The following is a 21,378-nucleotide window of genomic DNA, read 5'->3' as shown; positions in this document are numbered from 1 at the left end:
GCGGCCCATGGTCTCCTGTGCCTGCCCGATCGCGGGCATCACCGGAGCACCACCATGAAAGCGAAAGAAGCCACCTGCGCCACCTGCGACTACCCGCTCGACGGCAATGCCATCGAGGTGACCATCGGCGGGCGCACCGTCGAAGTCTGCTGCGAGGAATGCGCGCAGAAGCTGCGCGAGGCGGAAGCGCGGTCGTGAGCGGCGAAATGCCCTCATCCGCCGCGCGGACGACGGCGCCGGACGTTGGCCGGCGCCGCTTCCTCATGCTGGCCGCGGGCGCGGGCGCAGCGGGACTCGCCGGCTGTGCCAGCTGGCCGCATGCGGTCACTCCTGCGATGGATGCCACGACGTTCCATGCCGCGCGCCGCTACACGCGTACCGCGTTCGGCGACATCGCCTACGTCGAGCGCGGCAGCGGACCGGCAGCGCTGTTCCTGCACGGCTTCCCGCTCAACGGCTTCCAGTGGCGCGGTGCGCTCGGGAGGCTGGCACCGTACCGGCGCTGCATCGCGCCCGACTTCCTCGGCCTGGGCTACACCCGGGTGGCCGAAGGGCAGTCGTGCGCGCCCGCCGCGCAGGTGGCGATGCTGGTCGCCCTGCTCGACACGCTGGGCGTCGAAAGCGCCGACGTGATCGCCAGCGACAGCGGAGGCGCAGTGGCGCAACTGCTGGTTGCCCGCCATCCGGAGCGCGTGCGCAGCCTGCTGCTGACCAACTGCGACACCGAGCAGGACTGCCCGCCGCCGGCCATGCTGCCGGTGATCGCGCTGGCCAGGCAGGGCCGCTTCGTCGACGACTGGCTGGGGCACTGGTATCGCGATCACGCCCTGGCACGTTCGGCCGCCGGCATCGGCGGCATGTGCTACGCCAATCCCGCGCACCCCAGCGACGAGGCCATCGACACGTATTTCGGGCCGTTGCTGGCGTCGCAACACAGCCGCGATCTGGCGCACGCCTATGCCATCGCGCTGGAACACAACCCGCTGGCCGGCATCGCCCCCTTGCTGGCGCGCTCACGCGTGCCGGTGCGCATTGTCTGGGGCGACGCCGACACGATCTTTGCCCCCGACAACGCCGACTTCCTCGACCGCGCCTTCGGACGTTCGCAGGGCGTACGCCGGCTGCCGCGCAGCAAGCTGTTCTGGCCCGAGGAACGCCCGGACGTCATCGCCGAAGAGGCGCGCAAGCTCTGGAGAGAAGCCACATGAACGCACCCCATTCCCGCCGCATTGCGGTGTACGGCGCCTATGGCCACACCGGCCGCTTCGTGCTGGCCGAGCTGCGCCGTCGCGGTCTCGTCCCGGTGGCCTGCGGCCGCGATGCGGCGAAGCTGGCGGCGCTGGCCGAAGCCACCGGCGTCGAAACCCGCGTCGCCGACGTCGCGGATCCCGCCGCGCTGGACGCGGCCTTCGCCGGCACTGCCGCCGTTCTGCTCTGCGCCGGACCCTTCATGGACACCTCGGCGCCGGTGCTCGACGCAGCGCTTCGCGCACGCATCCATTACCTCGACGTGGCGGCCGAGCAGCGCGTGGTGGCGGACGCCCTCGCACGCGACGCGGAGGCGCGCAGCGCCGGCGTGACGGTGTTGCCCGCGATGGCCTTCTACGGTGGCCTCGCCGACCTGCTGGCCAGCGCCGTGCTCGACGGCGCCGGCGATGCGGACGCGGTCGATATCGCCGTCGCTCTCGACGGCTGGCATCCCACCCGCGGCACCCGCATCACCGGCGAACGCAACCACCACCCGCGCAGCTACATCGAGCACGGGCGCACGCTCCATCTGCCCGATCCGGCGCCAGTGCGCACGACGGATTTCCCGGCGCCGTTCGGGCCGCAGGAGACCGTGCTGCTCACGCTGTCCGAGGCGGTGCTGGTGCCGCACCACATCGCCTGCCGCAACCTGCACGCCTGGATGAACCTGGCCCCGCTGCGCGACCTGCGCGACCCGGCCACGCCGCCACCCGTTGCCGCCGACGACAGCGGCCGCTCCGCGCAGCGCTTCATGGTCGACGTGCGCGTGCGCCGCGGCGATCGCGCCGGGCGCGCCACCGCCAGCGGGCGAGACATCTACGCCGTCACCGCGCCGCTGCTGGCCGAGGCGCTGCAGCGCATCCTCGACGGGCGGGTGAGCGGCTGCGGGGCCCTGGCCGCAGGACAGGCGTTCGACGCATGCGACTTCCTGGCCGCGCTCGCGCCCGCCGGCCTCGCGGTGGCGATCGAGACCGGGGCGAGGGTCGAGGTGCCGCTGCCCGCTTGCTGAGGCGGGAGCGGCGGGCGCTCCCGGTATACTGGCGCATTTCCGCCAAGGCCCGCCGCATGCGCGAAGAGCACGTCAAGGAACTGGTCGAACTGCTGCAGCTCGAGCGGCTCGAGGACAACCTGTTCCGCGGCCAGAGCCGCGACATCGGCACCCGCTTCGTGTTCGGCGGCCAGGTGCTGGGGCAGGCCCTGTCGGCCGCGCAGCAGACCGTCGATCCCTCGCGCGAGGCGCATTCGCTGCACGCCTACTTCCTGCGCGCCGGCGACATCGACGCGCCGATCGTCTACAGCGTGGAGCGCGCCCGCGACGGCGGCTCGTTCTCCGCGCGCCGGGTGGTGGCGATCCAGCACGGGCAGCCCATCCTCAACGGCGCGATTTCCTTCCAGGAGCCGGAGAAGGGTTTCGAGCACCAGATGGCGATGCCCGAGGTGCCCGCGCCGGAGGACGTGGAACCGATGCGCCACCTGCCCGCCGGCGAGCTGGCCAAGCTGCCGGTGAAGCTGCAGCGCTGGCTGGGCATCGACGGCCCGTTCGAGTTCCGCCAGGTGTGGCCACGCGACGAGCTGCACCCGGCCAAGCGGCCGCCGATCCAGCACATCTGGTTCCGTCTCACCGCGCCGATCGGCGATTCGCCCGTGCTGCACAGGGCGATGCTCGCCTACGCCTCGGATTTCCACCTGATCGGCACCGCCACGCTGCCGCACGGCATCTCCTACCTCACCCACAACGTGCAGATGGCCAGCCTCGACCACGCGCTGTGGTTCCACCGCCCGTTCCGGGTCGACGAGTGGCTGCTGTACTCCTTCGACAGCCCCACCGCCCAGGGCGGCCGCGGCCTGGCGCGCGGGCAGATCTTCAGCCGCGACGGCCAGCTGGTGGCCTCCACTGCGCAGGAAGGCCTGATCCGCCTGCGGAACGGCTAGTAGAATTCCGACATGCGCCAGATCTACACCTCGCCCCGCCCCGAAAACATCGACCGCGTGGTCGCCCTGATGGCCGAGCACGGCATCGAGGCCACGGTGGAGAACCGGTCCAACTGGCGCAAACCCGGCCACCGCCGCTTCAGCTACCGCGAGACGGACTACGACCGCAGCGGCTGGGAACAGGTGTGGATCGCCCGCGCCGACGACTACCCCCGCGCCCGCGCCCTGCTGCGCGACCTGGGCATCGAGCCGGTGGTGCGCCACGGCCAGGACCTGGCCGAGGCGCGCAATCCCTCGCCCCTGGCCCGGCGCAAACACACCGTGGCGCGCGTGCGCCGCATCGTGATGCTGGCCATCCTGGGCATCGTCGCGATGATGACGCTGCGCTACCTGCACATCATTTGAGGCCAAGAGCCTGTTCAATATCCCCGCGTGGCCCGCGCCGGGAGCTGTTTGCGTGCAGGCCGAGGAAGAACGAAGGAGTGGACGTCCGTCCACGACCGAGCGATGACGCAGGCATGCGGCAGCGCGCGGCTTGACCTGCCGGCCAGGCAGGCGCTGCGCCACGCACTACCACCTGACGGCCACGGCAAGGCAACGCGGGCTGCGTGGAGACATTGAACAGGCTCTTACGCCCTGCAGCGTGCGCCTGCCGCCGCTCCAGCCTAGAATCGGGCCATGCGTTCCGAACACGTCCGCCTGTTCCAGACCCTGCCCCACGCGTGCGGCTACTACCCCGAGCGCACGGCGCAGAACCTGGTGATCGACCCGGCCGCGCCGCAGCTGGACCGGCTGTACGGGCCGGCGCTGGAACGCGGCTTCCGCCGCGCCGGCGGGCACCTGTACTTCCCGCACTGCCCGGAGTGCCACGCCTGCACCCCCTGCCGCATCGACGCGCTGCACTTCCAGCCCGACCGCTCGCAGCGGCGCTGCCTGAAGCGCAACGCCGACCTCACCGTCACCGAATGCCAGGCCGGCTACAACGCCGAGCGCCATGCGCTGTACGAGCGCTACCTGCGCCAGCGCCACCCCGGCGGCGGCATGGACGAGGCCGACGCCAGCGACTTCCGGCGCTTCCTCACCGCGCCGTGGAGCCCGACCGTGTTCCTGGAGTTCCGCCTGCACGGTCGTCTGCTGGGCGTGGCGGTCACCGATGTCTGCCGCAGCGGCCTGTCGGCGGTCTACACCTTCTACGACCCTGCCGAAGACGCGCGCGGGCTCGGCACCTTTGCGATCCTGCAGCAGGTGGCGCTGGCCCGCCGCCGCAACCTGGCCTGGGTGTACCTGGGCTTCTGGATCGAGGGCCACCCGAAGATGGACTACAAGCGGCGCTTCAAGCCGCTGCAGCTGCGCACGGCCGAGGGCTGGAAGGTGATGCCGTGAGGCAGGAGCGCCGCCCTGCCGCGCGCTCCTGCAAGTTCAAGCCCCGGGTGCTTCCGGATACGGAAACAGCTTCACCAGTGGCACCGAGATGCCGTCGTCGCCCACCACGCGGCAATGCGTGCGGTCGAGCTGGCGCGGGTCGTCCACGCCGCAGCTGTGGGCGATGATGCCCACCTCGTGCATCACGTTCTTCGCGTAGTTCGCCACCTTCCCGCTCTTGTCGGCCACCACCAGGCCGCGCTGCAGCTTCGGGTCCTGCGTGGTGATGCCGGTGGGGCAGGTGTTGCGGTTGCACTGCAGCGACTGGATGCAGCCCAGCGCCAGCATGAAGCCGCGCGCGGAGTTGACGAAGTCGGCACCCATCGACAGCGCCCAGGCCACGTCGTAGGCGGTGATACGCTTGCCCGAGCAGATCACCTTGACGCGCTCGCGCAGGCCCTTGACGACCAGGGTGTCGACCAGCGCGGGCAGCGCCTCGTGCAGCGGCAGGCCCACGCCTTCCATCAGGGTCTGCGGCGCGGCGCCGGTGCCGCCCTCGGAACCGTCGACGATGATGAAATCGGGCGCGCTCTCGATGCCGCGCCGGTGCACTTCGTCGCACAGCTCCTCGATCATCGCCATGTCGCCGAACACCGCCTTGAAGCCGGTGGGCTTGCCGGTGAGCTCGCGGATGTGGCGGATCGCGTCCAGCAGTTCCGGCACGTTGCCGATGTCCAGGTGCCGGTTCGGGCTCTGCGAATCCTGCCCCACCGGAATGCCGCGGATCTCGGCGATCTCCGGCGTCACCTTGGCGGCAGGCAGCAGGCCGCCCATGCCGGGCTTGGCGCCCTGGCCGAGCTTGATGCTGACCATCTTCACCTGCCTGTGAGCGCAGATCGCCAGCAATTTCCGGTCGTCCAGCTTGCCGTCCGGCGTACGCACGCCGTACTTCGCGGTGCCGATCTCGAACACGATGTCGCAACCGCCTTCGAGGTGGTACGGCGCCAGCCCGCCCTCGCCGGTGTCCACCCAGATGCCGGCCTTGGCCGCGCCGTGCGACAGCGCGCGCACCGCGGGCGCGCCGAGCGCGCCGAAACTCATCGCCGAGATGTTGAAGAACGCGGCGTGGTCGTAGGGTTCGCGGGCATAGGGGCCGATGCGCACCGGCTTCGGCTCCACGTGGTGGTCGCCCAGCGCCGGAAACGCCGCATTGACGAAGAACGGCACGCCTTCGCCGCGCAGGTCGCGGGTGGAACCGAACGCGTTGGTGTTCTCCGCATTCTTCGCCGCGCGGTACACCCACACGCGCTGGGCGCGGTTGAACGGCAGCTCCTCGCGGTCGCTGGAGAACAGATACTGGCGGAAGAACTCGCCCAGGCGCAGGAAGCCGTAGCGGAAATGGCCGATCACCGGGAAGTTGCGCAGCACCGCGTTCGAGGTCTGGTTGCGGTCCACCACCCACACCACCGCGATCACCGCCACCGCCACCGCCAGCAGCAGCAGGAACAGCGCCGCGAGCGTTTCCACCAGCACCACCAGCCAGTGCGCGAATCCCGTCGATTGCATGAGCGACTCCCGTGCGTTGCGATCGCGTCGAGCGTAACTCGCACGGCGTGCGAACGCGAGGAGCAGCCACGGCTGGCGGCGCCTTGGTGAGCGAGGAAGTCGAGACGCGTGCTTCCTCCTCTTCCCCTTGGGGAAAGGATCGAGGCGAGGCGCAAGGCTCGAACACCACTGATCGACGCACGCTTCGATGACAGTGACTCTGCCAGAGCCGCCCCTCACCCCAACCCTCCCCCCGCTCCTCGGAGCCGCGGCCATCCGTGGCCGCTCCCCGCGTGCCCCGGAGGGGAGCGCGAGAAAACCGTTACAGCTCCACGCGCAGCTGCGCCGCGGCGCGCACTGCCTTCGCGCGCGCCGCCTCGATGCCGGCGTCGCGCGCCAGCGTCACCGCCATGCGCCGGCGTCCCTTCACCTCGGGCTTGCCGAACAGGCGCAGCTGGGTGTCCGGCTCGGCCAGCGCCGCCGCCACGCCGTGGTAGCGCGGGGCGCGGCCCTCGCCTTCCACCAGCACCGCGCACGATGCCGAGGGACCGAACTGGCGGATCACGGGAATCGGCAGCCCGAGGATCGCCCGCGCATGCAGCGCGAACTCCGACAGGTCCTGCGAGATCTGGGTGACCAGGCCGGTGTCGTGCGGGCGCGGGCTGACCTCGGAGAAGATCACCGCATCGCCCTTGACGAAGAATTCCATGCCGAACACGCCCCAGCCGCCCAGCGCGTTCGACACCGCCGCAGCCTGGCGTTGCGCCTCGGCCAGGGCCTTGTCGCTCATCGGCTGGGGCTGCCACGACTCGCGGTAGTCGCCGTCCTCCTGGCGATGGCCGATCGGCGCACAGAAGCTGGTGCCGTCCCGGTGGCGCACGGTGAGCAGGGTGATCTCGTAGTCGAAGTCGACGAAGCCTTCCACGATCACCCGCCCCTGCCCCGCGCGGCCGCCGGACTGCGCATAGTCCCACGCGTGCTGCAGACCGGATGCGTCGCGCACGATGCTCTGGCCCTTGCCCGAGGAGCTCATCACCGGCTTGATCACGAACGGGTAGCCGATGTCGGCCACCGCGCGGCGGTAGTCGGCCTCGTTGTCGCAGAAGCGGTACGGCGAGGTCGGCAGCTCCAGTTCCTGCGCGGCCAGCCGGCGAATGCCCTCGCGGTCCATCGTCAGCCACGCGGCGCGCGCGGTGGGGATCACGTGCAGGCCCTCGCGTTCCATCTCCACCAGGGTGGGGGTGTGGATCGCCTCGATCTCCGGCACCACCAGGTCGGGGTGTTCGGTCTCGATCACGCGGCGCAGCGCGGCGCCGTCCAGCATGTCGACCACATGGCTGCGATGCGCCACCTGCATCGCCGGCGCGGCGGGGTAGCGGTCCACCGCGATCACTTCCACCGCGTAGCGCTGCAGCTCGATCGCCAGCTCCTTGCCGAGCTCGCCGGAACCCAGCAGCAGCACGCGCACGGCGTGATCGGAATGGGGCGTGCCGAAGGGTTTCATGGGCGTGCTCCGTCGCTGGGCGGGAGCGTATTGTAGGTGGAGCGGCGCGGGTTTCGCGCCCCTCGCAAGGCCTTGCCATGCAGCGCTTCGGCAGCGCACCATCGTCCGCCCGGGGCATGCGCTGCCGATGGCGGCTGGCGCGAGGCTGCACGTCGGCACGACCCTCAGCGCCTGCCTGACGCCGCCACCGTCAGTTGCGGAAGCCTGAGCTCGTTGCGCGCGCCGTCATCGCCCACCACGTAGAGGCGCCCGTCGCGCCGCGCCAGGGTGGCGACGTCGCCCACCACAGCGGGATCGAGCCGCCGCAGCAGGCGGCCGTCGGTGGCGTCGTACACGACCAGCCGGTTCGCAGCGTCGTCGGCGACCAGCAGCCAGTCGCGTCCAGCGCCCTGCCAGCGCATCAGCCGCCCCGAACCCGACGGCGGATGCGCCGGGCCGAAACCTCCCAGCACGATCGCCAGCAGGCCCGCCCAGAGAACGGCGGCGGGCCACCAGGAACGAACGCGCTGGCTCGCGGGGGAATGCATGCCGGCATGCTCGCGCCGCGCCATGACAGGCGCATGACGCCTTCGCCGGCGTCAGGCCCCGCGTGGGCGCAGCGCCAATCCCAGCGCGATCCAGCCTGCCACGAAGGCGATGCCGCCGAGCGGCGTGACGACGCCGACCCAGCGCGGCGCACCCAGCGCCAGCGCATACAGGCTGCCGCTGAACAGCGCGATGCCGAACGCGAATGCGACGGTGGCGCAACGTCCCGCGCGCCCCGCGCCGAGCGCCGCCGCGAGCGCCAGCGCCAGCGCATGCCATGCGTGGTATTCCACCGCCGTGCGCCACAGCTCTCGATGGGCGGGGTCGAGCACGTCACGCAGGGCATGCGCGCCGAATGCCCCCAGTAATACCGCGCTTGCGCCGGCAATGCCGACAAGCAGGCCGGCAGCTGGCACGCCGACACGAAAGCGGACAGTTTGTCGCGGCATGCTCGGGCTCCGGAGGCAAAGGGGGCGCACAGCGAAGGGGCTGGCGTATGCTTGGGCGATCGATGCCGACGGATTCTCGCATGAAGTTCCCGCGCCTCCTGCGTCTCGCCCTGCTCCTGCTGCCGCTGGCCGGCGCCTTGCTGCTGGGCGGCTGCCACCGCGACGCGCTGCCGTTCAAGCTCACCGACATCAGCGGGCACATGCCGGACCTGCAGTTCCGGCTCACCGACGACAACGGCAAGACAGTGACCGCCGCCGACTACCGCGGCAAGGTGCTGCTGCTGTACTTCGGCTACACGCACTGCCCCGACGTCTGCCCGCTGACGCTGGCCCACCTGCACGTGGTGCTGCAGAAGCTGAGCAAGCAGGCCGACGACGTGCGCATCCTGTTCGTCAGCGTCGACCCCGCGCGCGACACGCCGGCGGTGCTGCACGCCTACGTCAACGCCTTCGACAAGCGTGCGGTGGGCCTTACCGGCAGCCCCGGCGCGATCGAGGCACTGGTCAAGCGCTATCGCGCCTCGTTCACCCGCGAACCGGGCAGCAAGGACGGCAACTACGAAGTCAGCCACAGCTCCGCGATCTACGTGTTCGACCGCGACGGCCGTGCCCGCGTGCTCTCCACACCCGGCACGCCACAGGACGACCTGGTGCACGACTTGCGCCTGCTGCTGCCCCCGGGAGCTTCCGCATGAACCGTATCGCCCTGCCCCTGCTGCTCACCGGCCTGCTCGGCGCCGGTCTCGCACATGCCGGCACCATCGCCCAGGTCGTCGCCAGCCATGCCTGGATCCGCGTGCTGCCCGGCGACCTGCCGGCCGGCGGCTACGTCGTGCTGCGCAACGACGGCGACCGGCCGGTCGCGCTGACCGGCGCCAGCAGCCCCGCCTACGGCGAAGCGATGCTGCACGAAAGCTCCCATGCGGGCGGCATGAACCGCATGACGATGATCCATGCGCTGCCGATTCCCGCCCACGGCACGCAGGCGCTGCAGCCCGGCGGTTACCACCTGATGCTGATGCACGCGAAGCAGCCGGTGCACCCCGGCGACACGGTGCGCGTGGTGCTGCAATTCGGCGATGGCGGCACGCTGCCGGTGAAGTTCCTCGCGCGCCCGGCCGGTGCGTTGAGCGACGAGGATTGAGCAACTGACTTGGCGATCGTCCCTGATCGCACGCTTCAATCGAGCACCGCCCGGCGTGGCGTCTGCCAGGTCTTGCGCGGCAGGCGGCCGCTGCGCGACAGGCGCAGCCACTGGCGCAGCGCGAGCAGGCCGCCGACGGATTCCAGCAGCGCCGCCGGCACCCAGGTGATCACGCCGCCGATCATCTGCCCGGTGAGCACGTTGAAGCTGAACGCGCGGCCGCAGATCTCGAAGATCGGGTAGAGGTCGCTGCGCGAGAACGTGACGATCGCCCCGGCCAGGATCTGCGGTGCCATCGTGATGCCCGGCGACAGCACGCGCATGCCTGCGCCCATCCGCCCCGGCGGGTGCGGCCGGTGGTCGAGGATCAGCGACCAGTAGGCGAAGCCCGAGAGCAGCATCGTCCAGTTCATGAAGCGGTAGACGCGCCAGTCCAGCATAGCCAGCGTCTGCGCCCACGGCACCAGCCAGACCAGCACGAAGAACACGAACAGCACCGAAGCCACCAGCGGCTGGAACAGCGTGCCGCCGACGACGCGCCAGGGCCGTGAACGCCGCAGCCGCTTCAGCCTGCGCACGCGCCAGCGCCGCGGCAGGCCGGCACGCAGCACGCTGGCCGGGAACGAGGCGCAGATCAGCAACGGCGCGAGGTGATGCAGCAGCAACTGCTGCAGGCGGTGCACGAAGAACTCGTGCTCGGCGTAGAAATCGAGATAGGTCTGCAGCGTGAGCCAGATGATCGCCATGCCGATCCAGAACGCCGCGCGGCGGCCGCGGCTCACGCGCACGCGCCGGCTGCCGCGCCAGTACAGCACGCAGGCCACCAGGAAGCTCGCGAGGAACACCCACGAGAACTCCCACGGCACGAACCATTTCAGCAGCGTCGCCATCAGTCCGACATGCCCGCACGCGATACCCGGCCCAGCATAGCGCCCACGGCAGCGGCGCCATTGCGACGGATTGCCGCCCGCATCACGGACGTGCTCACCGCCGCCGCCGGTTGCGCCGGGTGCGGCGCCAGCCGTACAGCAGGCCCAGCAGCGCCACCAGCGCGGGCACCACCACGATGTTGATCACCTTCAGGCGCAGACCCAGCGCGTCGATCTCGGCGTTGAGCTGGTGCTGCACGTCGCGCAGCTCCTTGTTGATAGCCAGCTGGCGCTGACGGAACTGCTCGATCTCGTGCCGCTGCTCGGTACCGATGCTGCCGGCATGGCCGCCGCCCTTGCCCGGCTGCAGCTCCTCCAGCCGCTGCCGCGTCTCGGCCAGCTCGCGCTCCAGTTCCTGCTCCTTCTGCAGGAATTTCTGGTCGGCCACGTTGCGCAGCGCCTCCACCCGGGTGAACGGCCGCTGCGAGGTGGAGCGGCCGCGGATCGACAGCAGCGCCGAGGAGCCGCTGAGATTGTCCACCAGGTTGCTGACGAACTCGCCGTTGTTCGCGAACGGCCGCATCATGACCTGGCCCAGGACGGTCTGCGGCTCCACCCACAGGCGGTCGCTGAGCAGGTCCGTGTCGGCGACCAGGATCACCTCGTCGCCGGCGGCGGAATGCGCCAGGTGGCCGGGCTGCCGCGCGCGCTCCGGGAACGCGCTGGAAAACGTGCCGCGCAGGCGCGCGGCGAGCACGTAGTTCGTGTTGTCCGGCTTGTAGCCCTGCAGCAGCAGGGCCGGGTTGTCGCTGGCCTGCAGCACCCGCTGCGTCGGCACCAGCTCGGCGTCGGAACTGCTCTGCAAGAGCGGGATCAGCCGCGTGGTCGCGTCCGGCGCCAGGTCGAAATGCCCGGTGGTGGAGAGGTCGATGCGCTGCAGGCTGGCGGTCACCACGTCGTCGTGGTTGAGCTGCTGGGCATCCAGCCCCAGCATCGCCGGATGGCTCGCGTTGGCGCCGTTCAGTTCGATGGCCAGCGCGTGCGAACGGTCCAGCACCACCTCGTGCGGGTCGTAGCGGACGCCCCAGGCCGCAAACAGCCGCGGCAGGTCGGAGCTGTGGTCGGGCAGCGCGCCGGTCGCCGGATCACCCGGCGTGTCGTCCAGCTCCGCATCCGGATCGACGAACACCACCAGGTGGCCGCCGCGCAGCACGTACTGGTCGATCGCATACAGCGCGTCCGCCGGCAGCTGCCTGGGATGGATCAGCAGCAGCACACGGATGTCCGCGCCGACCTGCTTCAGCCGATCCGGGTCGATGGTCTTCACATCGAACAGCTGGGCCAGCTGCTGCATCACCACCCAGGGCTGCTGTCCCAGCACCGGATTGCCTTCCACCGGCAGCGAGCTGATCACGCCGATGTGCGGCTTGCTGGCCTCGTTGAGTTCGTACAGCAGCTTGGCGATGTCGTATTCGAGGAACGGCTCGCGCGACGGATCGAAGAACGGGATCGCCAGCGAACGCTCGGGCGCCGCCCCCTCCATCGCCTCGCCGTCGGCGCCGGCCGGCAGCACGTTGCCGGCGAGGCCGAAGAACACCCGCTCGCCGTTGCTGCCGCCGCTGGCCGGGGTGAGCCCGGCGCCCTCGGCGCTGGCCTCGTCGTCGGAGTACGGCACCGGGTCGACCACCTGCAGCTGCACGCGCCCGTGCGAGCGTGCCGCGATCTCCCGCAGCATGTCGCGCACGCGCTGTTCGTAGCTGCGCAGCTTGGGCAGGTCGCGGGTGGCGTGCTCGGAGAAGTACAGCGTGAGCCGCAGCGGCCGCTGCAGGTGCTCCACGATCTGCAGCGTGCCCGGGCTGAGCGTGTACAGCCTGTCGGCGGTGAGGTCGATGCGGCGCGCGCGCAACCAGTGCCCGCTGCTGACGATCAGCGATACGGTCACCAGCGCCAGCAGCGCCAGCGCGGCGTACAGCCAGGCGCGCCGGCTGACGCGCAGCGGCGTGGTGAATGCGGCGGGCAGGCGCAGGCGGGCCATCTCAGCGCACCCGCTTCAGGGCGAGCAGCAGCACGCCGGCGGTGAGCCAGCCCAGCGTGCTCAGCACGAAATAGGCCAGGTCGCGCAGGTCCAGCACGCCGCGCGCGATCGCCTCGAAGTGGCGCAACATGCTGAGGTAGGCCATCGCGTTGACCAGCCGGCGCGGCAGCGCGCCGGAAAAGAAGTCGAGCACCTGCGGCTGGCCGGCGAGGATCAACAGCACGCACACCGTGGCGGTGAGCACGAAGGCCACCACCTGGCTGCGGGTGAGCGCCGACAGGCAGGCGCCGATCGCCACGAAACTGCCGGCCATCAGCCAGCTGCCGAGGTAGCCCGCGAAGATCACGCCGTTGTCGGGCGCGCCGAGGTAGTTCACGGTGAGCCAGAGCGGGAAGGTCAGCGCGAGTGCCAGGCCGATGAACAGCCAGGCGGCCAGGAACTTGCCCAGCATCGCCTGCCACAGCGCCAGCGGCAGCGTGAGCAGCAGCTCCAGCGTGCCGCCCTTGGCCTCCTCCGCCCACATGCGCATGGTGACCGCGGGCACCAGGATCAGGTACAGCCAGGGATGCACCGCGAAGAACGGCTGCAGGTCGGCCTGCCCTCGCTCGTAGAAATCGCCCGTGTAGAACGTGAGGATGCCCGCCAGCACCAGGAAGATGACCAGGAACACCCAAGCCATCGGGGTGACGAAGAAACTGCGCAGCTCGCGCCGCATCACCGCGCCGACCGGGCTCATGCAGCGTCCCCCGCGTCGTCCTGCGCGGTGGTGATCTGGCGGAACACCTCGTCCAGCCGGCCGCGCTCGAGCTGGATCTCGGAGACTTCCAGTCCCTGCTCGCGCAGCAGCTGCTCCACCGGTTCCAGGATGCGCACGCCAGGCCGCGGAAACACCGTGATGCGGCCGTCCAGCGGGTCCACCTCGATCGCGGCCACCTGCGGCAGCCGCCCAAGCATCTCCTGCGACACGCCGCTGCCGGGCGCACTGAACGACACCGCGCCGTGGTAGCGCGAGCGCGCCTCCAGCTCGGCCGGCGTGGCGTCGGCCAGCAGCCGGCCGCGCGCGACGATCACCACGCGGTTGCACAGTGCGTGCACCTCCTCCAGCAGGTGGGTGGAGATCAGGATCGTGCGTTCGCGCGCCATCGCGTCGATCAGGCGGCGCACCGTGTGCTTCTGGTTCGGGTCGAGGCCGTCGGTGGGTTCGTCCAGCATCAGCACCGGCGGGTCGTGCAGGATCGCCTGGGCCAGGCCCACGCGCCGGCGCAGGCCCTTGGAGAGCGTGTCGATGCAGGTCTCCAGCACGTCCTCCAGCTGCAGCCAGCCCACCACCTCGTCGAAGCGGCGCCGCCCCACTTCGGCGGTGAGCCGGCGCATGCGCGCGATGAACACCAGGAACTCGCGCACCGTCATCTCGCCATAGCTGGGTGCGCCCTCGGGCAGATAGCCCAGCGCACGGCGCGCGGCCAGCGGCTCGCGCTGCACGTCGTGACCGCAGACCCGCGCGGTGCCGCTGGTGGGTGCGAGGAAGCCCGCGATCATGCGCATCGCGGTGGACTTGCCCGCGCCGTTGGGGCCGAGCAGCCCCAGCACCTGCCCCGGCTCGGCGCGGATGCTCAACGCGTCCACCGCGGTGAGATGGCCGTAGCGGCGGGTGAGTCGTTCGGTCTCGATCATGGATGGGCGGGCGGCGAAATCATCTGCAATGTACCGCATGCAGGCGGGAAGGTTCCGGCGTATCGACACGGCAACGGTACGGCGGAGCGCCGTTCCACCCGCCCGCCGAGATGGCGCGCAGCGATCTGCGCCACAAAAAAGCCCCTCCGGAGAGGGGCCTTTCGATGGAGCGGCGGACGGGACTCAGCTGCTGGCGGGATCCGCCGCCGTACTCGCGGGCGCCGGTGCGCTGCCGGCGGCGGCCGGGCCTTCCACTTCCAGCGTCGGCTGCTTGATGCCGGCGGCCTGCTCCGGGGTCTGCTCCGGCGCGTTGGTGATCGGCAGGTAGACGTCGAATTCGGCGTAGCTGGTGATGTTGCCCTGCGCGTCCTTCACCTCGGGCTTGGCGAGGATGTCGTACATGCGGTTCACCACGTCGTCGAACTTGTAGCCGTGGGTCAGCGCGTAGGCCTTCAGCATGTCGCGCGTCTGCGGTACGCCGGCGGCGGTGCCGTTCCACACGCCTTCCAGCGCGGGGCCGCCGAACGCCAGGGTCGCGCGCACGTCGCCGTCGACGACCAGGCGGCCGAACTTGTCGTGGTCGCCGGGCTTCAGCGTGGCCGCCTCGGCCGGGGCCGCGGCGGTGCCGGCATCGGCCGGCGCGCTGCCCAGGGCGGGCGGCGTGGGCGTGGTGAGCTGCTGGGTCTGGCCGTTGACGTTGACGGTGCTGGAGTCGATCGGCATGGCCACGTCGAAGGTGTACGTGGTATCGCCGTAGTTGGTGGTGAAGATGATGCGCGGGCCGGTGACGTTCACGCCCAGCTTCTTCGCCGTCGCCTGGATCTGCGCCACCGCCTTGTCGACGGTGTCGGCCAGGCCCTCGATGCCGTCCTTGCGCTGGATCGACGCCGGCACCAGCAGCACCGGGGTCTGCTCGGTCTGGCGGATGTACGGGATCAGGTCGCCGTAGCTCACGTTCGGCACCGAGGCCAGCACGTTCTGCAGGTTGTTCAGGCCGAACTCGATGAACGAGTCGGGGTCGCCGTGGATGTACAGGTTGGCGAAGCGGTTCACCAGGTTCCAGCCGTACTTCACGTCATACGACCAGGTGACGTTGGTGAGCTGGTTGCGGCTGCCCTGGCGCTCCAGGTCGAGGGTGAAGGTCTTGTCGTAGCCCTTCCAGCCGTTGTCCAGGTCCCACACGATCTTCGCGGTCTTGGCGGTGCCGTCGACCTTGTTGAAGTCAGGGGTGGCGCTGTCGATGGTCAGCGAGCCGTTGCCGACGCGGGGATCGCTGCTGCTCCAGCTCACCTCGGCGCCGGGGCCGAAGGCCTTGCCGGAGTAGCTGTACTTGAGCTGCGGGTCGTACGAGTTCAGCACGGAGAACTCGGGCAGGCGACGGAAGTTCGAAAGCACGTCGTAGACCTGGCGCATGTCCTTGCCGACCACCAGCGAGCGCTCGATGTGGCCGCTGCCCGGCATGACCACCGCGGCCAGCACGCCGATGCCGACGACGATGGCCAGCGCCATGAGAAATTCAAGAACACGAACACGCATCATTCCAGGGTCTCCGAGCGTCTGTTACGCGGTACTCAGGTGTTGCCCCAGCCTTCGCGCGAGCCTTGGCAATGGCTCGATCGCGGGGAGATGACCGGGGGTCGGCAAGCGCCGAAGGACCGGATGTTACTTGCTCGTGCGCCGGAACGCCATCGGGTTCCGGCGAGCCGTATGGACGGCCGCAAGGCCTTGTCGCGACAGGCTTGCCGGCCCGCGACGGACGTTGCGCCGCAGCATCCGCGGGCGCATGGAAGCGCAGCCCCGCGGCGCGCTCAGACGATGCCCAGCTCCAGCGCCTTCAGCACGGCGCGGGTGCGGTCGCGCACGCCCAGCTTGGAGAGGATGTTGGAGACGTGGTTCTTCACCGTGCCCTCGGCCACCTTCAGCGAGTTGGCGATCTCCTTGTTGGAGTAGCCGCCGGAGAGCAGGCGCAGGATCTCGGTCTCGCGCTCGGTCAACGGGTCGGGCTGCTCCAGGCTGGTGAACTGGTTCTGCATGCGCCCCACCCCGGCCAGCAGGCGCTGGGTGACCATCGGCGCCACCAGCGAGCCGCCGGCGGCCACGGTGCGCACCGCCTCCACCAGTTGCTCCAGCGACACGTCCTTCAGGAGATAACCCCGCGCACCGGCTTTCAGGCCCTGCAGCACCAGCTGGTCGTCGTCGAAGGTGGTGAGGATGATGGTGGGCGGCAGCTCGTTGCGCGCACCGAGCGCCTGCAGCACCTCCAGCCCGCTCATGTTCGGCATGCGCAGGTCCAGCAGCACCACGTCGGGCTTGACGCGCGGAATCTCCTGCACCGCCTGTGCGCCGTCGGCGCACTCGGCCACCACGCGGATGTCCTGGGCCAGATCGAGCAGCGAGCGCACGCCCTGGCGCACCAGGTTCTGGTCGTCGACGAGACAGACGGAAATCATCGCGGATCCTCGAAGCGGTCGTCGTTCCGGCACGCCGGCGAACGACAAGGGGAACAGTGCGGCGTCCGAACCGCCGCATTCTGGCATGCGGGAAGCGCACGGCGCGAACTCATAGTGCGCATCAGGGCACACTCAGCGCCGGCGGCTCGGTCCGCGAGGGCGCATGCGCCAGCTCCGGCTGCTCGCCCAGCGGCAGCCGAACGGTCAGCGAGAAGCCCTCGCCCGGCGCGGTATCCAGCACCATGCTGCCGCCGAACTCGGCCAGCCGTTCGCGCATGCCGGACAGGCCGTTGCCCGCCGCCGGCTGCGCGGCGCCGCGGCCGTCGTCGCGCGCATGCAGGCCCAGCAGGCTCGGCCCGGCATAGGCGAAGGTCAGCCACAGGTTGCGCGCGCCGGCGTGGCGCGCGGTGTTGGTGATGATCTCCTGCGCACAGCGCAGCAGCACCTGCGCACGGCGCGGGTCCTCCACGCTGAAGCGCGGTGGCATCGTCACGTGCACGTAAAGCCCCGGCACGCCCTCGGTGAGACTGCGCAGCGCCTGGGTGAGGTCGATCGCGTCGTCCTGGCGCAACTCGCTCACCGCTTCGCGCACGTCGGCCAGCAGATGCTTGGCGGTGGTCTGCGCCTTGCGCACGTGCGTGCCGGCGTCCTCGTTGCAGACGTGGCTGGCCACTTCCAGGTTGAGGCTCAGCGCGGTGAGATGGTGGCCGATCAGGTCGTGCAGCTCGCGCGCGATGCGCATCCGCTCGGCCAGCCGGCTGGACTCGGCCAGCAGCGCGCGGGTGGCGCGCAGTTCGGAGTTGAGCCGGCGCAGCGCCTCGCGCTCCTCGGTCTGCCGGCTGGCCACCACCGAGGCGATGAACGCCAGCGCGCAGATGCCCAGGTAGATGATGGTCTGCAGCGCGGCCTGGCCGAAGCTGTGGCCGAACTCGGGGAAGTGCACGAACACCGCCACCAGACTGGCGTTCTGCAGCACGATGCAGAACACGCCCAGCCAGAACGGCAGCAGCCACGGCAGCACCACGGCCGTCACCGCAAACAGCATCGCGACCAGGCCGCTGTGGCTGTACCAGCCTACCGCCACCGCCGCGGCGCTCATCACCAGCACGCCCAGCAGGCGCACGCCCACGTAGCGGCGCGATCCGAGGTCGTAGGTCACGGCCCAGTACAGCAGGCCGAACATCAGGTAGCACAGCGTCCAGACCAGCAGCGAGAACCCGGGTCGATGCAGCTGATTCAGGCGATCGGACGCCCACTGCGTCAGCAACGGCGTGCCCACGCACAGATAGGTGAACAATCCGGCGAAGCGCAGCAGCCGGATATGGCTGAAATTGACCTGGGGCATGCCCCACATGATTGGACACGCGCCCGGCGCGCGCAATCCGTGGAAAGTCATGCCTGCCAAAAGGCACAGGCTCCGCGTTTTACGGGGTCTTTACATCCCGCATCGCGAGGTGTGCGGGTGGCGGGTGCGTGCCATAATGCGCCATTGCCGCGAGGCCATGCCGGCCTCGGCCCACTCCATCCCTGCGGAGCAACGAATGGCCCTTGCCATCCGCGACGTCAGCGAGCACGACCTCGACGCCGTGCTGGCCCTCAACAACGCCGCCGGTCAATCCATCATCGTCCTCGACGCCGCGCAGCTGCGCTACTTCTTCGAGCGCGCCGACTACTTCCGCGTCGCCGAGATCGACGGCCACGTCGCCGGCTTCCTGATCGCGCTGCGCGAAGGCGGCGACTACCACAGCCCCAACTACCGCTGGTTCAGCGAACGCTACCCCGCGTTCGTGTACATCGATCGCATCGTGATCGCCAACGCCTACCGCCGCCACGGCCTCGGCCGCATCTTCTACTGCGACGTCACCAGCTACGCCGAGGTGCGCGTGCCGCTGCTGGCCTGCGAGGTGTTCCTGGAGCCGCGCGACGACGTGGTCGTGCTGTTCCACGGCACCTACGGCTTCCAGGAAGTGGGTCAGCAGCGCATGGGGCCGAAGGGTCGCCAGGTGAGCCTGCTCGCCAAGGAGCTGCCCAGCTACGCCTACGTGCGCGAAACCTGGCTCGACCACGGCGGCCTGCCGGATCTTCCCTGGCTGGCCGAGCGTCAGCGCCCGACGCTGACCGCGCAACCGCGCCGGCAAGCCGGGGAGCGCCACGCATGACCGCCACACTGGACGCCACCGACGCCTGCGACCTGCGCTTCGGCCAGGTGGGCATAGCCAACGTGCGCATCAAGCGCGTGGACGCCGCCGCGCTCTGCGAGGAACTGGAGCGCCGCGTGCGCTCCGCGCCGCAGCTGTTCGCCCGCGCCGCCGTGGTGCTGGATCTCAGTCACCTGCTGCACCTGCCCGACGACGGCGCGGTCGACGCGCTGCTGGAGGCGGTGCGCAGCGCGGGCATGCTGCCGGTGGGCCTGGCCTACGGCACCAGCGAGACCGAGGCGCTGGCGCGGCGCATGGGCCTGCCGCTGATCGCCAAGTTCCGCGCCGCCTACGAGCCGGCCGACGGCCACGCCGCGACGGCCGCCACGCCCGAACCGGCCGTCGCGCCGGTGCACGAGCCGGCCGAACCCGCGCACGAGCGGACGCAGGGGACGCTGCACCACGACGGCACCGTGCGCTCGGGCCAGCAGGTCTATGCACGCGACCGCGACCTCGTGGTCACCGGCGCCGTCGCCAACGGCGCCGAGGTGATCGCCGATGGCGACATCCACGTCTATGGCGGCCTGCGCGGCCGTGCCATGGCCGGCGCCCAGGGCGACACCGACGCACGCATCTTCGTGCACGACTTCCGCGCCGAGCTGGTGGCCATCGCCGGCCACTACCGCGTGTTCGAACAGATTCCGAAAGACCTCGAAGGCCAATCCGTGCGATGCTGGCTGGAAGGGGAAAAACTGCTGCTGGCCCGCCTGTGACCGGCCTCGGCTGCCGCAACAACCACAACGACAAGAACGTTCCCGGGAGATGGTTCCTTGACTGCTGAAATCATTGTTGTCACCTCGGGCAAGGGCGGCGTCGGCAAGACCACGACCAGTGCCTCGCTCGCCACCGGCCTGGCGATGGCCGGCAAGAAGGTCGCGGTGATCGACTTCGACGTCGGCCTGCGCAACCTCGACCTGATCATGGGCTGCGAGCGCCGCGTGGTGTACGACTTCGTCAACGTCGTGCACGGCGAGGCCACCATCAAGCAGGCCCTGATCAAGGACAAGCGCCACGAGAACCTGTTCGTGCTGGCCGCCAGCCAGACCCGCGACAAGGACGCGCTGACCCAGGAAGGCGTCGAGAAGGTGCTCGACGACCTCTCCAACGACGGCTTCGACTACATCGTGTGCGACTCGCCCGCCGGCATCGAGAAGGGTGCGCACCTGGCGATGTACTTCGCCGACCACGCCGTGGTGGTGGTAAACCCGGAAGTCTCCTCGGTGCGCGATTCCGACCGCATCCTCGGCCTGCTCGCCAGCAAGACCCGGCGCGCCGAGCGCGGCGAGAGCGCGATCAAGCAGCACCTGCTGCTGACCCGCTACAGCCCGGTGCGCGTGGCCAGCGGCGACATGCTGAGCGTGAAGGACGTCGAGGAGATCCTCGGCATCAATGTGGTCGGCGTGATCCCGGAATCGGAGCAGGTGCTGGCCGCCTCGAATTCGGGCGTGCCGGTGATCCTCGATGCGAATTCGCACGCCGGCCAGGCCTACAGCGACACCGTGGCCCGCATCCTCGGTGAGGAACGCACCCTGCGTTTCCTCGACGCACCGAAGAAAGGTTTCCTGCAACGCGTGTTCGGAGGCTGACCCGATGGGCATTCTCGACTTCCTGAAGCGCAAGCCCGAGCCCACCGCCGGCCTCGCCAAGGAACGCCTGCGCATCATCGTGGCGCAGGAGCGCTCCACCCGCGGCGCGCCGGACTACCTGCCGCTGCTGCGCAACGAATTGCTCGAAGTCATCAAGAAATACGTCCACGTCGACATCGAGGCGATCAACATCAACGTCGAACGCGACAGCGGGCACGAAGTGCTGGAACTGTCGGTGGCGTTGCCCGAAGGCAAGGCCGCGGCCACGCCCGCCACCTGAGCGCCCTGCCGCCGCGGCCCGCCGGGGCGGCACCATCCATGTCCGATACCACTTCTGCCCCCGGCGTGCTGCGCCTCGCCGATATCGGCGACGCCGCGCCAGCCGCGCTGCTCGCCCGCCACGGCCTCGCGCTGCGCCGCGTGGCCGACGGCGCGCCGATTCCCGGCAGCTACTGGGGCGACGACGAGGCCGGCATCATCGGCCACATCGTGTACGCGCGCGACGACACGCCGGTGCACTCGCTGTTGCACGAAGCCTGCCATCTGATCGTGCTGCCGCCGGAGCGCCGCGCCACCGTGCACACCGACGCCACCGACTCCATCCCGGAAGAGGACGCCGCCTGCTACCTGCAGATCGTGCTGGCCGACGCCCTGCCCGGCGTGGGCCGCGCGCGGCTGATGGCCGACATGGATGCCTGGGGCTACAGCTTCCGGCTCGGCTCCACCCGCGCGTGGTTCGAGCAGGACGCGGAGAACGCGCGGCAATGGCTGGTCGAACGCGGCCTGCTCGCGCCCGGCGGCGGGCCTCCCGCGCCGGTCGACGCCGCGCTGCGCACCGGCTGACATTCCCACCTCAT

24 protein-coding genes are annotated in these 21,378 nt (G+C 70.1%); 13 read left to right on the top strand and 11 right to left on the bottom strand.

Annotated features, from left to right (window positions below; genetic code table 11):
- The first annotated feature begins 54 nt into the window (after window positions 1-54).
- The 6 genes from ACQGNW_RS11215 (at window position 55) to ACQGNW_RS11190 (ending at window position 4,563) form a co-directional block, all read left to right on the top strand.
- Window positions 55-198, top strand: a complete 144-nt coding sequence (locus tag ACQGNW_RS11215; RefSeq protein WP_426663247.1) for a hypothetical protein — start codon at window positions 55-57, stop codon at window positions 196-198.
- Window positions 195-1,208, top strand: a complete 1,014-nt coding sequence (locus tag ACQGNW_RS11210) for an alpha/beta fold hydrolase (RefSeq protein ID WP_426663246.1) — start codon at window positions 195-197, stop codon at window positions 1,206-1,208. The genes ACQGNW_RS11215 and ACQGNW_RS11210 overlap by 4 nt, the downstream gene beginning before the upstream one ends.
- A complete protein-coding gene (locus ACQGNW_RS11205) occupies window positions 1,205-2,257 on the top strand; it encodes a saccharopine dehydrogenase family protein (protein ID WP_426663245.1) in 1,053 nt (350 codons plus the stop codon). The genes ACQGNW_RS11210 and ACQGNW_RS11205 overlap by 4 nt, the downstream gene beginning before the upstream one ends.
- A 56-nt stretch (window positions 2,258-2,313) precedes the next feature.
- On the top strand, window positions 2,314-3,180 hold the full coding sequence (tesB, locus tag ACQGNW_RS11200; protein ID WP_426663244.1) for an acyl-CoA thioesterase II: 867 nt from the start codon (window positions 2,314-2,316) through the stop codon (window positions 3,178-3,180).
- A gap of 12 nt (window positions 3,181-3,192) precedes the next feature.
- On the top strand, window positions 3,193-3,585 hold the full coding sequence (locus ACQGNW_RS11195; RefSeq protein WP_426663243.1) for a hypothetical protein: 393 nt from the start codon (window positions 3,193-3,195) through the stop codon (window positions 3,583-3,585).
- A gap of 273 nt (window positions 3,586-3,858) precedes the next feature.
- Window positions 3,859-4,563, top strand: a complete 705-nt coding sequence (locus tag ACQGNW_RS11190; protein WP_426663241.1) for an arginyltransferase — start codon at window positions 3,859-3,861, stop codon at window positions 4,561-4,563.
- Window positions 4,564-4,599: 36 nt separating this feature from the next.
- Here the strand turns inward: ACQGNW_RS11190 and ACQGNW_RS11185 are convergent, their stop codons facing one another.
- The 4 genes from ACQGNW_RS11185 to ACQGNW_RS11170 form a co-directional block, all read right to left on the bottom strand.
- Window positions 4,600-6,108 carry an FMN-binding glutamate synthase family protein gene (locus ACQGNW_RS11185; protein WP_426663240.1) on the bottom strand — a complete coding sequence of 503 codons (1,509 nt, stop codon included), beginning with the start codon at window positions 6,106-6,108 and terminating at the stop codon, window positions 4,600-4,602.
- A 301-nt stretch (window positions 6,109-6,409) separates the two neighbouring features.
- Window positions 6,410-7,591, bottom strand: a complete 1,182-nt coding sequence (gene purT, locus ACQGNW_RS11180) for a formate-dependent phosphoribosylglycinamide formyltransferase (protein WP_426663239.1) — start codon at window positions 7,589-7,591, stop codon at window positions 6,410-6,412.
- Between the two features lie 164 nt (window positions 7,592-7,755).
- On the bottom strand, window positions 7,756-8,118 hold the full coding sequence (locus ACQGNW_RS11175) for a hypothetical protein (RefSeq protein ID WP_426663238.1): 363 nt from the start codon (window positions 8,116-8,118) through the stop codon (window positions 7,756-7,758).
- A 51-nt stretch (window positions 8,119-8,169) separates the two neighbouring features.
- Window positions 8,170-8,565: a DUF423 domain-containing protein gene (locus ACQGNW_RS11170; RefSeq protein WP_426663237.1), complete on the bottom strand. Its 396-nt coding sequence runs from the start codon at window positions 8,563-8,565 to the stop codon at window positions 8,170-8,172.
- Between the two features lie 80 nt (window positions 8,566-8,645).
- Between ACQGNW_RS11170 and ACQGNW_RS11165 the strand changes: the two genes are divergently transcribed.
- Both ACQGNW_RS11165 and ACQGNW_RS11160 read left to right on the top strand, forming a co-directional pair.
- Window positions 8,646-9,260 carry an SCO family protein gene (locus ACQGNW_RS11165; RefSeq protein WP_426663236.1) on the top strand — a complete coding sequence of 205 codons (615 nt, stop codon included), beginning with the start codon at window positions 8,646-8,648 and terminating at the stop codon, window positions 9,258-9,260.
- Window positions 9,257-9,709 carry a copper chaperone PCu(A)C gene (locus ACQGNW_RS11160; protein WP_426663235.1) on the top strand — a complete coding sequence of 151 codons (453 nt, stop codon included), beginning with the start codon at window positions 9,257-9,259 and terminating at the stop codon, window positions 9,707-9,709. Before ACQGNW_RS11165 ends, ACQGNW_RS11160 begins: the two co-directional genes overlap by 4 nt.
- 35 nt (window positions 9,710-9,744) lie before the next feature.
- Here the strand turns inward: ACQGNW_RS11160 and ACQGNW_RS11155 are convergent, their stop codons facing one another.
- From ACQGNW_RS11155 to ACQGNW_RS11125, 7 genes are all read right to left on the bottom strand, one after another.
- Window positions 9,745-10,602, bottom strand: coding sequence for a cytochrome c oxidase assembly protein (locus tag ACQGNW_RS11155; protein ID WP_426663648.1), 858 nt, complete (start codon window positions 10,600-10,602; stop codon window positions 9,745-9,747).
- A gap of 91 nt (window positions 10,603-10,693) precedes the next feature.
- A complete protein-coding gene (locus ACQGNW_RS11150; RefSeq protein ID WP_426663234.1) occupies window positions 10,694-12,613 on the bottom strand; it encodes a GldG family protein in 1,920 nt (639 codons plus the stop codon).
- 1 nt (window position 12,614) lies between these two features.
- Complete coding sequence (locus tag ACQGNW_RS11145; RefSeq protein WP_426663233.1) at window positions 12,615-13,349, bottom strand: ABC transporter permease subunit; 735 nt, start codon at window positions 13,347-13,349, stop codon at window positions 12,615-12,617.
- Entirely contained in the window at window positions 13,346-14,287 is a 942-nt protein-coding gene (locus ACQGNW_RS11140; RefSeq protein ID WP_426663232.1) for an ABC transporter ATP-binding protein, read from the bottom strand. Before ACQGNW_RS11140 ends, ACQGNW_RS11145 begins: the two co-directional genes overlap by 4 nt.
- Window positions 14,288-14,470: 183 nt before the next feature.
- On the bottom strand, window positions 14,471-15,796 hold the full coding sequence (locus ACQGNW_RS11135; RefSeq protein ID WP_426663231.1) for an SRPBCC family protein: 1,326 nt from the start codon (window positions 15,794-15,796) through the stop codon (window positions 14,471-14,473).
- Window positions 15,797-16,095: 299 nt separating this feature from the next.
- The gene (locus tag ACQGNW_RS11130) at window positions 16,096-16,737 is read right to left on the bottom strand and encodes a response regulator (protein WP_367844488.1); all 642 of its coding nucleotides are present in this window, start codon (window positions 16,735-16,737) and stop codon (window positions 16,096-16,098) included.
- A gap of 121 nt (window positions 16,738-16,858) precedes the next feature.
- Window positions 16,859-18,082, bottom strand: a complete 1,224-nt coding sequence (locus tag ACQGNW_RS11125) for a sensor histidine kinase (RefSeq protein ID WP_426663230.1) — start codon at window positions 18,080-18,082, stop codon at window positions 16,859-16,861.
- A gap of 196 nt (window positions 18,083-18,278) precedes the next feature.
- On the opposite strand from ACQGNW_RS11125, the gene ACQGNW_RS11120 reads away from it, so the two are divergent.
- Genes ACQGNW_RS11120 through ACQGNW_RS11100 form a run of 5 tightly spaced genes read left to right on the top strand, consistent with a single transcriptional unit; the run spans window position 18,279 to window position 21,364 of the window.
- Complete coding sequence (locus ACQGNW_RS11120) at window positions 18,279-18,896, top strand: GNAT family N-acetyltransferase (protein ID WP_426663229.1); 618 nt, start codon at window positions 18,279-18,281, stop codon at window positions 18,894-18,896.
- Entirely contained in the window at window positions 18,893-19,648 is a 756-nt protein-coding gene (gene minC / locus ACQGNW_RS11115) for a septum site-determining protein MinC (protein WP_426663228.1), read from the top strand. Before ACQGNW_RS11120 ends, minC begins: the two co-directional genes overlap by 4 nt.
- 57 nt (window positions 19,649-19,705) lie before the next feature.
- Entirely contained in the window at window positions 19,706-20,521 is an 816-nt protein-coding gene (gene minD / locus ACQGNW_RS11110) for a septum site-determining protein MinD (RefSeq protein WP_426663227.1), read from the top strand.
- A 4-nt stretch (window positions 20,522-20,525) separates the two neighbouring features.
- Complete coding sequence (gene minE, locus ACQGNW_RS11105; RefSeq protein ID WP_426663226.1) at window positions 20,526-20,801, top strand: cell division topological specificity factor MinE; 276 nt, start codon at window positions 20,526-20,528, stop codon at window positions 20,799-20,801.
- Between the two features lie 38 nt (window positions 20,802-20,839).
- Complete coding sequence (locus ACQGNW_RS11100; protein WP_426663225.1) at window positions 20,840-21,364, top strand: hypothetical protein; 525 nt, start codon at window positions 20,840-20,842, stop codon at window positions 21,362-21,364.
- The last annotated feature ends 14 nt before the right edge of the window (window positions 21,365-21,378 follow it).

The organism is Rhodanobacter aciditrophus (assembly GCF_050026795.1).
Taxonomy (GTDB): Bacteria; Pseudomonadota; Gammaproteobacteria; order Xanthomonadales; family Rhodanobacteraceae; genus Rhodanobacter_A.
Note: the sequence above shows the minus strand (reverse complement) of the source record. Positions and strands in the feature narration are given on the sequence as shown.